Annotated in this window: 12 protein-coding genes and 1 pseudogene; 11 read left to right on the top strand and 2 right to left on the bottom strand. The window is 72.8% G+C overall.

The window, feature by feature from the left end; all coding sequences use genetic code 11:
* Positions 1-209: 209 nt before the first annotated feature.
* The gene (locus tag AB0D48_RS34340; RefSeq protein WP_362406203.1) at positions 210-521 is read left to right on the top strand and encodes a DUF3618 domain-containing protein; all 312 of its coding nucleotides are present in this window, start codon (positions 210-212) and stop codon (positions 519-521) included.
* Complete coding sequence (locus AB0D48_RS34335) at positions 521-787, top strand: DUF4235 domain-containing protein (protein ID WP_362406200.1); 267 nt, start codon at positions 521-523, stop codon at positions 785-787. The genes AB0D48_RS34340 and AB0D48_RS34335 overlap by 1 nt, the downstream gene beginning before the upstream one ends.
* A gap of 60 nt (positions 788-847) precedes the next feature.
* Here AB0D48_RS34335 and AB0D48_RS34330 read toward each other — a convergent pair whose 3' ends face one another.
* Positions 848-1,372 carry a hypothetical protein gene (locus tag AB0D48_RS34330; RefSeq protein ID WP_362406198.1) on the bottom strand — a complete coding sequence of 175 codons (525 nt, stop codon included), beginning with the start codon at positions 1,370-1,372 and terminating at the stop codon, positions 848-850.
* Between the two features lie 211 nt (positions 1,373-1,583).
* Between AB0D48_RS34330 and AB0D48_RS34325 the strand changes: the two genes are divergently transcribed.
* Entirely contained in the window at positions 1,584-2,147 is a 564-nt protein-coding gene (locus tag AB0D48_RS34325) for a hemerythrin domain-containing protein (protein WP_362406195.1), read from the top strand.
* 260 nt (positions 2,148-2,407) lie between these two features.
* Positions 2,408-2,794, top strand: a complete 387-nt coding sequence (locus AB0D48_RS34320; protein ID WP_362406192.1) for a VOC family protein — start codon at positions 2,408-2,410, stop codon at positions 2,792-2,794.
* A 173-nt stretch (positions 2,795-2,967) separates the two neighbouring features.
* Here AB0D48_RS34320 and AB0D48_RS34315 read toward each other — a convergent pair whose 3' ends face one another.
* On the bottom strand, positions 2,968-3,705 hold the full coding sequence (locus tag AB0D48_RS34315; protein ID WP_362406189.1) for a hypothetical protein: 738 nt from the start codon (positions 3,703-3,705) through the stop codon (positions 2,968-2,970).
* A gap of 79 nt (positions 3,706-3,784) precedes the next feature.
* Between AB0D48_RS34315 and AB0D48_RS34310 the strand changes: the two genes are divergently transcribed.
* The 7 genes and pseudogenes from AB0D48_RS34310 (at position 3,785) to AB0D48_RS34280 (ending at position 12,804) form a co-directional block, all read left to right on the top strand.
* Positions 3,785-4,702 carry a LysR substrate-binding domain-containing protein gene (locus AB0D48_RS34310; RefSeq protein WP_362406186.1) on the top strand — a complete coding sequence of 306 codons (918 nt, stop codon included), beginning with the start codon at positions 3,785-3,787 and terminating at the stop codon, positions 4,700-4,702.
* A gap of 56 nt (positions 4,703-4,758) precedes the next feature.
* Positions 4,759-5,013, top strand: a pseudogene (locus AB0D48_RS34305) (ATP-dependent endonuclease); the annotation flags it as partial.
* Between the two features lie 253 nt (positions 5,014-5,266).
* Positions 5,267-6,550: a phenylacetate--CoA ligase family protein gene (locus tag AB0D48_RS34300; RefSeq protein WP_362406183.1), complete on the top strand. Its 1,284-nt coding sequence runs from the start codon at positions 5,267-5,269 to the stop codon at positions 6,548-6,550.
* Positions 6,547-7,968 (top strand): MFS transporter, encoded by a 1,422-nt coding sequence (locus AB0D48_RS34295; RefSeq protein WP_362406180.1) that lies wholly within the window; start codon positions 6,547-6,549, stop codon positions 7,966-7,968. The genes AB0D48_RS34300 and AB0D48_RS34295 overlap by 4 nt, the downstream gene beginning before the upstream one ends.
* On the top strand, positions 7,965-9,110 hold the full coding sequence (locus tag AB0D48_RS34290; protein WP_362406177.1) for a GNAT family N-acetyltransferase: 1,146 nt from the start codon (positions 7,965-7,967) through the stop codon (positions 9,108-9,110). The genes AB0D48_RS34295 and AB0D48_RS34290 overlap by 4 nt, the downstream gene beginning before the upstream one ends.
* A complete protein-coding gene (locus tag AB0D48_RS34285; protein ID WP_362406174.1) occupies positions 9,107-10,255 on the top strand; it encodes an acyl-protein synthase in 1,149 nt (382 codons plus the stop codon). Before AB0D48_RS34290 ends, AB0D48_RS34285 begins: the two co-directional genes overlap by 4 nt.
* Complete coding sequence (locus AB0D48_RS34280; RefSeq protein ID WP_362406171.1) at positions 10,252-12,804, top strand: acyl-CoA reductase; 2,553 nt, start codon at positions 10,252-10,254, stop codon at positions 12,802-12,804. The genes AB0D48_RS34285 and AB0D48_RS34280 overlap by 4 nt, the downstream gene beginning before the upstream one ends.
* Positions 12,805-12,967: the final 163 nt, after the last annotated feature.

Genomic DNA, 12,967 nt, shown 5'->3' with positions numbered 1-12,967 from the left:
CGAGGTGGCACGCTCGCTGCCCGAGGCTAAGGTCGGCTACCTCCGGGATACGCTGTCCCGCTGAGGTGTCGGGGCCCGGCCCCGGTGGCCACCGCGGTGGCCTCCGGCCCGACGCTTCGACCAGCCAGACCCGCGGCGCCGGCCGCCGGTACCGCGCACGCTCGCGAGCGTGCGCCTGACATCGCCGAGATCAAGGAGAGGGTGCACCGATGAGCAGGACGACCCCCCGGGAATCGGGATCCCAGCCGGCCAGCGAGCGCCTGCGTGCGCAAGTGGATGGCACTCGGGCGGAGTTGGGCCGGACGGTGCAGGCACTGGCCGCCAAGGCGGACGTCAAGGGCCGAGCGCGCGAGAAAGCGGCGGCGGCCACCCACCAAGCCCGCGAGAAGGCCGTGATCGCCACCCGCCAGGCGGGCCGGACGGCCTCGCGGACGATCCGGCGCGACCGGTGGCTGCTGACCGTGGCAGCGGCGTGCTTCGTGTGGCTGGTGGCGCGGCAGGTCGCCGGACGGAGGCACTGATGAAGGCTTCGAAGATCGCTTACAAGCCTGTGGGAATGACCCTCGGCGCCATCGGAGGCGCGCTGGCCGGCGTCGCGTTCAAACAGATCTGGAAGCGGCTCGGTCACGAGGACGACGCGCCGGACGCCACCGACGAGGACCGGTCGTGGCGGGAGATCCTCATCGCCGCCACCTTGCAGGGTGCCGTCTTCGCCGCCGTCAAGGCCGTCATCGACCGCAGCGGGGCGGTGGCCACCAAGCGCCTCATCGGCACCTGGCCCGCCTGACCCGGTCCGGACACCGGGCCGGGGCCTGCGGAGCACCGTGCTCGACCCGATCACCCCGGGTCAGGCCCCAAGACGTTCCAGGAGCCGGGACCGGTGCAGTTCTGCCACCGGGGCCAGCAGGTCCGGATGGCGCAGCAGCGCCGCCGCGCGGTGATCGTCCGGCGCGGGCTCGGTCAGCCGGCGGAAGGCGACGGGCACCGTGCCCACGTGGTCGGTCCCGCTCACGGCACGCGCCGCCGCCGCCGCGAGGGCCGGCGTGCTCAGCAGGCATGCGGCCCAGCTGGCGACCACCTCGTCCACCCAGCTGCGCCATGCGTCGTCCAGTGGGTCCCCGGCCGCCGCCGGGTCGGCGGCGTCGGATCCGGTGATCCAGTCGAGTCTGCCCGTGCCACCGGGCCCGGTCAGCGCCACCAGCTGGACATCGAGGTCCGTCGGGTACCGGAGCCACGCGGCGAGCGTGACGGCCTGGCGGGACTGGGCCTCGGCGAGGCTGCGCTCGAGGGCGCCGCGCCCGGAGGGGTACGCGCGGGTGAGCCACTGCGCCGTGGCCGCTATGAGCGGTGACAAGGAGATATCCGTGGGCACGGCAGCCCTCCAGGCGGTACGGGGACGGAACATCACCTTAATGGCGGTATGCCCGCCATTGGAATGGAAATCGACCGCCCGCCCAGGTGGCATGGGCCACAGCGGCCCGACACACGGACCGCCGGAAATCCCCGGCGTGTCCCCCGGAGTGGCTTTCAGTGGACGTGACTGCCTGGCGGCAGCCAGGGAACCCCTGATCGAGGAGAAGGCCATGGGACACGGCGGCGACGTCATCGCAGAGCTGACCACCGACCACAGGGAGGTGGAACAGATCTTCGGCAAGATCGAGGCGCTGCCCCCTGGGGACTCGCGGCGGAAGCTCTACGCCGACCAGGCGATCATGGAACTGGTCCGGCACTCCGTCGCGGAGGAGTCCTACCTGTATCCGGCTGTGCGGAAGCAGCTGCCGGACGGTGACGCCCTGGCCGACAAGGAGCTGGCCGACCACGCTACGGCCGAGCGCACGATGAAGGACCTGGAGGGCTGCGACGCCGACGACCCCCGGTTCGACACCTTGATGATGAAGCTGATGGCGGAGATCCGGGAGCACGTCGCCGACGAGGAGGACAATCTCTTCCCGCGGCTGCGTACGGCGTGCACCCCCGAGATGCTCGGCAAGCTGGGCGACAAGGTCCGAACCGCGAAGAAGACGGCTCCGACCCGCCCCCACCCCTCGGCCCCGGACACGCCGCCCGCCAACAAGCTCCTGGCCCCCGGGGTCGGTCTCGTCGACCGCCTGCGCGACATGATGAGCGGGCGCGGCAAGGAGTCCTGAGACCGCGGCCGACTCCTGTCGGGCGGCTGTCCCTCGAAGCGGTCTTCCCTCGGGCGCTCCTGCAGGCGACCGGGCCACCGGGCCGACCGAGTTCCGCATGCCCGCGGCGGGAGCGGGATGGTCACCCGCTCCGGCCGCTCCGGCATGACGTCTCGGCGCAACGCTCCGGGGGCGCCGCGACCCCGTCGGGCCGCCCGCCGCGCACGCCGCGATTCGGCCAGGAACACCCGGCGGGTCGCCGTGTGAGCGAGGGTGGGGACATGGTGAATGTACTGGGCAGCCGTATCCTGCTGCGTCCCACGGACCCCGAGCGTTCCCGCGTCTTCTACGGTGACACCCTCGGCCTCGCGGTCTACCGCGAGTTCGGTACCGGTCCCGAGCGCGGCACGGTCTACTTCCTCGGCGGCGGGTTCCTGGAGGTGTCGGGGCGCGCCGAGGAGCCGCCCGCTCCCGGGCTGCGGCTCTGGCTCCAGGTCGCGGACGCGCGGGCGGCGTACGAGGAACTGCGCGGCCGGGGCGCCGAGGTGCTGCGGCCCCCGCAGCCGGAGCCGTGGGGTCTGATCGAGATGTGGATCGCCGACCCCGACGGGGTGCGCATCGCCGTCGTGGAAGTACCGGCGGACCACCCGCTGCGCTTTCGCCCCTGAACCGGCAGGGCCGCGCACTGCGGGAAGTCCGGCTGCCGCCGAGCTGACCCCCGCACCGCCTTCGCCCTGGGACGGTGGCACCCCGCCACCCCGCCGCGCCACCCCGCCGCGCCGTCCGCCGTCCGCCGTCCGCCGTCCGACCGACCAGAGCGGTGACCGGGGCCTGTCTCAGGTCACGGGGTCAGGGAGGCTGCCAACGCGTGGACGAGCTGCGCGAACTCGGCACGTTGCCCGCCGGTCAGGGTGGCGTAGAGCGGCGCCTGGAGCTCATCGGTGAGCTGCTCGGCACGCTGCCATCGGGGGATCTGGCTCGCGGCGACGGGACGTGGCTCGTGCCAGCCGTAGTGGGTTGCCTGCTCGACACCGAGGTTGACGACCATCGCCGCCCGGGCGCTCAGCCCACACAGGCGCACCGCCGCCAGATGGCTGGCGCCACGGTGTTCCCGCAGCACGTGTATGCGCTGCATGGCCGCACCGACCGGGTCGTCGCCGGGGCAGGGTTGCGCACGCCAGCCGGCGAACAGGGGCAACGCGTCGGCGCCGGCGGTGTCGATCAGCTGCTGCGCCAAGCGGTTGAAGTGCTCCACGTCGGCGTCGGCGGGAATGTTGGCGCGCCCCCACGTCCGGACGGCCTGCGCATAGCAGGCAGCGGCTTCCTCCGCCGGCATCACGGACCGGCCCGCCGTCCAGCCCGCGGTGACCAGGCGGGGGCCGAGGAAGCCCTGTACCGCTTGGACCACCGCAGCCGGCGCCTCGCCGAGCACGCCGAACCGTCCACGGCAGTAGAAGCCGCGCCCTGGTGGAAACCCGGCACGCAGACCGACGGCGGCGGTCGCCTCGTCGGACATGAACTCGTCACCGAAGTCGTGGACTGGCCGGGCAACCGCGGCGATGCAGTCGAAGATTTCCATGGCTTGAAGCTCGCTCACCATGACCCAATGGGTCAAGGGGATGATTTCCGATGGATCCCTTTAGATAATCTATCGAGTCATGTTGGATATCCGCCGTCTGTACATGCTCAAGACCGTCGCGGCCCGCGGTTCCATCGCCGCGGCCGCCCAGTCACTGGCGCTGTCCGCCGGTGCCGTGTCCCAGCAGTTGTCCGCGCTGCGGCACGACGTGGGGGTGGATCTGCTGCGCCCCGACGGGCGGACCGTGGCACTCACGGAGGCGGGCCGGGTACTCCTCGAACACGCCGACCGGATCCTCGCTGCCATGGAGGAAGCCGAGAGCGCCCTCGCGGCGGTCAAGGGCACGGTCGGCGCCACCGCCACCCTCGCCGCGTTGCCGTCGACCGTCGCCAGGATCGTGGCCCCCGCACTGACCGCACTGGGCTCACACCACCCGCAGCTCACCGTGACCTGTCTCGTCACCGACCAGGCGCAACTGCGGGAACTCACGCTCGGCACCGTCGATGTGGTGCTGGGACAGCGCTATCACCACCTGCCCGACACCGCACCCCGGGGGATCGAGGTCTCGCCCCTGCTCGACGATCCGCTGGTCGTCGTCACCGCCGCCGGCCGGGCCGACGAGCGGCCCGTCGCCCTGCGGGAACTGGCCACGCACAGCCTCGCCGTGCCGCCGCCGACCACGGACTGCGGACAGGCCATCCTGTACGCCTGCCACCAGGCGGGCTTCACGCCCGCGCCGCGCTACGTCACTGCCGACATCGCCGCCCAGCTCACCCTCGCACGGGCCGGCCTCGCCACCGCGCTCGTCCCCCGGACGGCCATCGACCCGACCACGCCAGGAATCCGCACGGCGCCCATCGAGGATCTCCCGATCCTGCGCCTCCTGTTCGCCGCGACGCGTCACACCGGGACCGCGAACCCGACGACCACGGCCGTCGTCGCAGCGCTGCGCACAGCCGCGCGGCAGGATCGCGCCACGCACCTCCCGCCGGCTTAGAGCAGGCATTCGACCCCGTGCGTACGTCGCCCAGCACCGCGAGCGGTGGTGTTCACGACCTGGAGGACGAACTCATCCGCGCGCTGGGCACAGCGCGGGTCGAGGAGACCATCCGGACCGAGGGCGACCTGCGGGCTTGGCAGACCTTCCTGCGCCAGCCCGCCCACCACGGCCGGCCCCGGCAGCAGCAGTTGCGGCGCTTCCTCGGCACGAAGAAGGGCCGCAAGATCCGTTACGGCCGTCTCCTGGTGGAGAGCCTCGGCCCCGGAGAGGTAGCGGCCCCGCTCGACGCCCTCGTCACGAGCCTGTGACCGGCGGAACTCCGGCAAGAACCAGAAATACTGACGCATGGAGCTCCGTTGGCCGAAAGTCCTGGGCCAATTTGGTGACGAGCGCACTGATGTTTCATCATTGTGACTGCACGTCAGCTTTGACGTGCGTCGAGGAGGCGGGGGCGCCGGGGGGTCCCCCGTTCACACCGGTCGATTCCCGCAGGCGAGTTCTTGCTCTCGCCGCGCCCCGCCGTGGCTCCCGTCCCCATTCCCGTCACCTAGGCAAAGGCCCATGTCCGCCCAGCAACTCTCGGACCTCATACGTTTCGCCCGTCACAACTCACCCTTCTACCGGGACCTTTACGCGTCCCTGCCGCCGCACGCCGACCGCCTCACCGACCTGCCGGTGGTCGACCAGAAGGAGTTCTGGGCGGCCAACACCCTTCACGACAGCCGGGTGCTGACCGGACCGCTCAGCGAGGCCACGGTCTACAAGACCGGCGGCACCACCGGGTCCCCCAAGTTCTCCGTCTACACCCGTGACGAATGGCGCACGTTCGTCACCTCCTTCGGCCAGGGACTCGTGGACACGGGTCTGCGCCCGGGACATCGCGTCGCCGACCTCTTCTATGCCGGGGAGCTGTACGCCAGCTTCCTCTTCGTCCTCGACTCCCTCGCCCACGCGCCCGTGGACAACGTCCGCCTGCCCATCGGCGGCGGTGCGCCGCTGGAGTCGACGATCCCCACACTCCGCGATCTCGCCGCGCAGGTACTGGCCGGCACGCCCACCACCCTGTGCCGGCTCGCCGAACAGGTCATCTCGTGCGGTGTCCGGCTCGACTCGGTGGAGTTGCTCCTCTTCGGCGGCGAGGCCCTCTTCGACGACCAGCGGCGCCTGCTGGCCGGCGCGTTCCCCCGCGCCGAGGCACGTTCCGTCGGATACGCCAGCGTCGACGCCGGCCTGCTCGGCCGTCCCGTACCCGGCTCCGACGCCCGGGTGCACCGGGCCTTCACCCCGTACTCGGTCGTCGAGATCCTCGACGACTCCACCGATGAGCCCATCACCGAGCCGGGGCGGCCCGGCCGGGTCGTCGTCACCAGCCTCTTCCGCCGCCTCATGCCGATCATCCGCTACCCCGCCGGCGACCGGGCCGAGTGGACCGGCACCGGGCCCGGGCACTTCCGGATCCTCGGCCGCGCCGAGGAGGGCGTACGGGTGGGCCCCGTCTCCCTCTACACCCAGGACGCCCAGGACGCCGTGGCCGCGGCCGACACCGCGGGGCACGTGGTCGGCATGCAGCTCGTCGTCCGCCGCTGGGACGGCCGCGACGGCCTCGTACTGCGGCTGGCGACGGCCCCTCGTGACGACGCCCCGGGCGAGGCCGCGGGGGGCCGGGAGGCGCTGGCCAAGGCCGTCGTCACGGAGCTGGAGACCGTACGGCCGCTGTACCCGGACAGCGTGCGCGCCGGGTTCGTGCACCCGCTGTCCGTGGAGTGGGCACGCCACCGCGACCTCGCTGTCAATCCGCGCTCGGGCAAGCTCGTCCGGGTCCTCGACGAGAGGCCGACCGCATGACCGCCTCACCCGTGGCCGCACATGAGACCGAGACCGGCGCCGGGGCCGAAGCCGGGACCGACGGCCGGCGCGCTCCGCTGATCCTGCGCAACCGCGCCTTCGGCGCCGTGTGGCTCGGCCAGGTCCTCACCCAGGCCGCCGTACGGATGTTCCAGGTCGGCGTTTCGTGGTGGATCGTCGCCTATGCCGTGAGCGACGGCCGCGGTCTGGCATCCGGGCTGTTCATGGCGGCCTGCACGCTGCCCGCCGTCGCGCTGGCGCCCGTCGTGGCCGGGGCCGTCGCCCGGTTCGCCCACCGTTCGGTTCTGCGGAATGCCGCCGGTCTGGCCGGGGTCGCCTCGGGCGCCCTCGCGCTGTGGGCCCACGGCGGCGGCCTGCCCCTCCCCGCCGTGTACGCCGCTGCTCTTGCCCTGGCCACCTGCCAGGCGTTCTTCGACCCCTGCCTGACCACATCGGTGCCCGAACTCGTCGACGACGCCGACATCGAGACGGCCACCGGATTCGAGCTGTCCACCCAGTCCCTGGCCGGCCTCGGAGGAGCGCTGCTCGGAGCCCTGACCGTCGACCGGGCCGGCGTCGCCGGCCTGGCCGTAGGCTGCGCGGCCGCCTACCTCGGCGCGGCCCTCTTCGTCGCGAGCGCCCGCTTCCGCATCGCCTCGACCACCGCGGCCGCCTCGACCACCGCGGCCGTCCCGTCCGCCGATGACGGCTACGGGGCGGCCGGCGGCCCGGCGGCAGCCGTGTCACAGCGGCGCACGCTCCGCCGCATCCTCGGCGAACTGCCCTACGTACGGCGGATCCTGCTCTGCTTCACCGCGGCGAACCTCTTCACCACCGCCGTGTTCGTCGTCATCCCCCTGTACACCCGCTCGGTCCTCGCGGGCGGTGGCGGCACCGTGGCACTGCTGGAGGCCTCCCTGGGCGCCGGCGCGCTCATCGGCGCCTTCACCGGAACCCGCGTACCGGGGCGGCCCACGGTCGCCGGCGCCTACTGCCTGGGCCTGATGGCCATCGCCCTGGCCGTGCCGGGGCTGGTCGCGCACCGCCCGGTCGTCGCGGGCTGTCTGGTCGTGGCCGGCTGGTGCGCCGGGGCCGTCAGCGTCCGCTTCGTGGCCCTCTTCCAGCGGCTGGTGCCGACTGCGGACAAGGCCGGCTTCTTCGCCGTGATGCAGGCCGTGCTGGGTGCCTCCCTGCCGGTGGCATCCCTCGTCTTCGGCTCCGCCGGCGACTTCCTTTCGCCCCGGACGCTGTGCCTGGTGCAGGGCATCGGCCTGGTCCCCGCCGTCTGCGCACTCGCTCTCCTCGGGTCCCGTGCACCCGCGCCGCCCACAGCGGACCCCGGCACGGATGCGGATACGGATGCGGACGCGGATACGGATGCGGGCCGTGGCACGGAACCCGTCGGAGGCAAGCGGTGAACCCCGTCATCACCCCGGCAGTCTGCGCGGACATCGCCGAACTGCGCCAGCTTTACTACGCCGTCTACGGGCCGCACTACCCCGTGGCGCTCGGCACCGACCCGGCCGAGATGGCCCGGCTGATAGCGGACCCGTACTCCCTGTGGCTCGTCGGACGCTGCGCCGACACGGGTGCCCTGACCGCGTCGGCCGCCATCCACGGCGAGGCGGGCAGCCGCATCGGCCGCCTGGAGGGCATCGCCGTACACCCCGGGCACCGCTCGGCGGGCCTGGCCGCCGCGCTGACCGAGGCACTGTGCGCCGGGATGCTGGACACCGGGCGGCTGGACTCGGTGTACGCGACCGTACGGACCGTCAGCACCGGTCCGCAGCGCGTCGTCGCGCGCAACGGCTTCCGCCCGCTGGGGATCCTGCCCAACGCGGTGGATCTCCGCAGCCGCGAAACGCTCGCGCTCTACGCGCGTCACGCCAGCGGTGTGCTCGATCGCCGGATCCACGTCGCCGAAGTACCCGCCCCGCTGCTGCCGTTGCTGCGCACCGCCGAGGCCACGCTCGGCATCGGCTCCCCCGGGGTCCGGGCCGTCGCCGGCCCGCTCACGGCGCCCGCGCCACAAGGGGCCGTCGAACGGCTGGAGATGATCGAAGCGCCTGCCTTCGTACGCCGCCGCTTCCGCGAGCAGTTCCCCGGCGCCGAGGGCTGGTTCTACCCCCTGCACACCCCGAACGTGCTGCTCACCCCCGAAGACGGCCGTTTCGAAGTCTACGCGTACCTCAACCGCGCCGGTGGGTACGGCTCCCTCCTGACCGCCCACCCGGACCCCGCCGCCGCGGCCGCGTACCTCGAACCCGTCACCCGGGCCCTGGCCCGCGCGGGGGCCGGCTACGTCGAGGCCCTGGTGCCCCTCGCGCACGTGGAGGCCCTCTCGGCCTTCCTGGCCCAGGGGTTCGTCGCCGGGGCCCTCTACCCGGCGATGCGCGCGGACGGCGACGGCTTCCACGACTACGCCGTCCTGTCCCGTTCCAGCGAACGGATCGACTTCCGCGGCGTAGCCGTCGAACCGCCCCTCCAGCCCTATCTGGACTGCTACGCGTCGGCCTGGGCGTCGGCGCACCTGCCCACATCATCCGAGGTTGCCTCATGAACCCCCATCTCGCGCCGGTCGCCGTACCGGACCCGGCCCTTCTGCCGCACGTACAACGGCTGTGCGACCTGACCGACCCGTACGCCTGCGGGCCCGCGGAGGACGAACTGTTCGCCGCCGCCATGGCGGAGACCAACGCCTGGCACGCCGAGCGCTCCCCGTTCTTCCGTTCCCTGTACGAGGCCACTCCCCCGATGGACCCGTACCGCGCCCCGCTCGTCCACGCGAACTTCTTCAAGCGCCACGAGGTGCTCTCCGTCCCGCGCGAGGAGGTCGAACTGCACCTGACCTCCTCCGGCACCACCGGCCAGAAGTCGCAGATGTTCTTCGACCACTGGAGCATCCGCTCCGCCCAGCGCATGGTCGCCCGGATCTTCGAGCGCAACGGCTGGATCACGCCCGACCAGGAGGTCAACTACCTCCTGTACAGCTACGAGCCGGCCCCCTCACTGAACCTCGGGACCGCCTTCACCGACAACTACCTGTGCGACTTCGCCCCGGCGCGCAGCGTCGAGTACGCGCTGCGCAACACCGGCGGCGACCACGAGTTCGACCCGTTCGGCTGCATCGCGGCGCTGCGCCGCTTCGAACGGGAGGACGCCCCGGTGCGCATCCTCGGCTTCCCGGCCTTCCTCTTCTTCACCCTGGAGCGGATGCGGGCCATGGGACTGCCCCCGCTGCGCCTGCCCGAGGGCTCCCTCGTCGTCCTCGGCGGCGGCTGGAAGGGGCACGCCGAGCGGCGCATCGGCAAGGAGGAGCTGTACGCCCGCGTCACCGAGCAGCTCGGCATCCCGGGTGAGCGGATCCGGGACACCTTCGGGTCGGTGGAGCACTGCATCCCGTACATCGAGTGCGACCACCACCGGCTGCACGCCCCCGTCTGGTCCCGGGTGACGATCCGGTCCACGCGCACGCTCGAACCCCTTCCCCACGGGGAACGGGGCTACCTGCACCTCGTGTCGCCGTACATCACCTCGGTACCGGCACAGAGCGTGGTCATGGGCGACCTCGCCTCCCTCCAGCCGGGTGACGCCTGCGGGTGCGAGCTGGAGACCCCCTGGTTCACCGTCCACGGCCGTGCCGGGGTGAGCCGCAACCGCAGCTGCGCGGTGGCCGCAGCGGAACTGATGAAGGGCATGGCGTGACCGTGACGGAGACCAAGGCCGCGTACGACCAACACGGCGACGGCGTCGCGCACCACTACTGGCAGGGCGCCTTCATCGGCGACGAGGAGGCCGGGCGCCGCCTCGCCGGTCTGCCGGCCGCCGTCGAGGCCGCGCTGGCCACGGTGCTGGAGACCGAGACCGTCCTGGCCGCCTGCGACGCCCTCGCCGGCGCCCTGCGCGATCCGGCCCACCCGGTACACACCCGGCTCGCCGCGCACCTGCCCGAAGGGGAGGACCCGGCCGTCCTGGTCGAGCTCGGCGGCCTCCTCGGCCGGCGGGAACTGACCCGCAAGCTGCGCCGGGAACTCGGCGACGCGGCTCCCGGCCGGCTCAACCGGCCCGACCCGCGCGAGTCGGTCTACGAGGCGTGGGCACCCGTCGGCCTTGTCGCCCACATCGCCCCGGGCAACGCCGCGACGGTCGCGCCGCTGAGCGTCGTCGAGGGCCTGCTCGCCGGAAACGTCAACGTCCTCAAGACCAGCGGCTCCGACACCCTCCTGACCCAGCACCTGATGGCCGAGCTCGCGACCCTGGACCCCAGCGGTGCGCTGGCCGCGCGGATCGTCGTCCTGCGCTTCCCGTCCTCCCGGCAGGAGTGGCTCCGCCTGATGTGCGCGCCTGCGGACGCCGTCGCCGTATGGGGCGGGGAAGGCGCCGTCGAAGGGGTGGCCGCCCATGTGCCGGCCGGCTGCCGGCTGGTGGAGTGGGGGCACCGGATCTCCTTCGCGTACCTGACGAGCGACGCCTGGTCGGACGCCGGGACGCTCGACGCCCTCGCGGACGACGTGTGCCTGCACGAGCAGCAGGCGTGTTCCAGCCCCCAGGTGGTCTACCTGGACACCGCGGACGAGGATGAGGTGTTCGCCTTCGCCGAGCGTTTCGCCGCGGTCCTCGCGGCCCGGCCGCCGGCCGTGCACGCCGCTTCGGCGGGCGCGCCGGATCCCGCCGAGGAGGCCGAGCTGACCACCACCGAGCTGGTGGCCCGGCTGGAGGAACACCTCGGCCTGACCAGGGTGTTCGCCGCGCCCGACGGATCGTGGCGGGTCATGGCCGACACCCGGTCCCCGCTCACCGCCTCGCCGCTGCACCGCAGCGTGTGGGTCAAGCCGCTGCCCCGCAAGCAGCTGATCGCCACACTGCGTCCGATGCGCCGCTATCTGCAGACGGCGGGCCTCGCGGGCAGCCGAACCGACATCGCCGAGCTCTCCCGCACCGCCCTGGCCGCGGGCGTCACCCGCGTCACCCCGGTCGGCGCCATGCTGGACAGCTACGCGGGCGAACCGCACGACGGCGTGTACGCCCTGCAGCGCTACAGCCGCCGTGTCGCGGTCCAGGCCGACCCGGACCGCTTCTCCACGACCGCCTGCCTGGACGACCTGGCCCGGCCCGTCCTCCTGCCGCAGCCCGCCGGCCCGCTCCTGGGCAAGGAGGACGTGCAGGAACTGGGCCGGCGGGTCGCGCGGGCCGATGCCGAGCTGTACTTCCGCAGCGGTGGCAGCACCGGGGCGCCGGCACTGTCGATCTTCAGTTACGACGACTACGACACCCAGATGCACGCCGCCGCCCGCGGCCTGCTCGCCGCCGGCTACGACCCGGTCGGGGACCGCACCGCCAACCTCTTCTACAGCGGCGGCATGTACGGCAGTTTCATCAGCTTCTTCTCCGTGCTGGAACGGCTCGGCGGGGTGCAGCTGCCGCTGTCCGCGGGGCCGGACCACCGGGCGACGGCCCGCGCCGTCATCGACCACGGGGCCGACACCCTGTTCGGCATGCCCTCCTACCTGTGGCAGCTGCTGCACGCGGAGGCGGACGCGCTCCGCGCGTACGGAGGGCTGCGCAAGGTCTTCTACGGGGGCGAGCACTTCACGGAGGAGCAGCAGCGCACCCTGAAGGACACGTTCGGCATCGAGACCGTCCGCTCGATCACCTACGGCAGCACCGACCTCGGCCCGCTGGGCTACCAGTGCACCGAGAGCTCCGGCGGGGTCCACCACCTGCACGCCGACCTCCACACGATGGAGATCCTGGACGTGGCGGAGGACCGGCCGGTGGCCCCGGGCGAGACGGGGCGGCTGGTCTTCACCACGCACGCCCGGCGCGGCCAGCACCTGGGCCGGTACGTGATAGGCGACCTCGGCCGCGAGGTCCCGGGCCGCTGCCCGTGCGGCCGGCACGCGCCCCGCTTCGAGCTGAGGGGGCGCACCGGTGACGTCATGCGGGTGGCGACGTACTTCCTCGACCACCGCCGCTTCCTGGCCCTGGCCGAGGAACGGGGCGGCCACCGCGGCGAGCTGCAGGTCCGGCTCGACGGTACGGACGCGCGCGAGCGGCTGACCGTACGGGTGGAGCGGGCCGGGGCGACGGACCCGGAGCGGCTGCGGGAGGTCTTCCTGTCCGGCTACCCGGAGCTCCGCTCGGCGGTGACGGAGCAGCTGCTGGACCTGGTGGTCGAGGTGGTCGACGGCGCGTCCCTGGACCGCAGTCCGACCAGTGGCAAGCTCCTCGCGGTGGTGGACGCACGCCGCTAGCATCCGGGAAGTGGCCCGCGCCCCTCGTCACGGGTGCCCGCCGGCCCTGGTCCGGTGACCAGGGCCGGCGGACCGGCGTTCGCGGAGGCGCGGGCGGCACGGGGTCGCCCGGGTCCCTGCGTACGCATGTCCCGCTGGGACCGGTACGAACAGCGGTCCCGCA

The organism is Streptomyces sp. NPDC048269 (assembly GCF_040652395.1).
Taxonomy (GTDB): Bacteria; Actinomycetota; Actinomycetes; order Streptomycetales; family Streptomycetaceae; genus Streptomyces.
The sequence above is the reverse complement of the archived record's forward strand: the minus strand, read 5'-3'. Positions and strand labels throughout refer to the sequence as shown.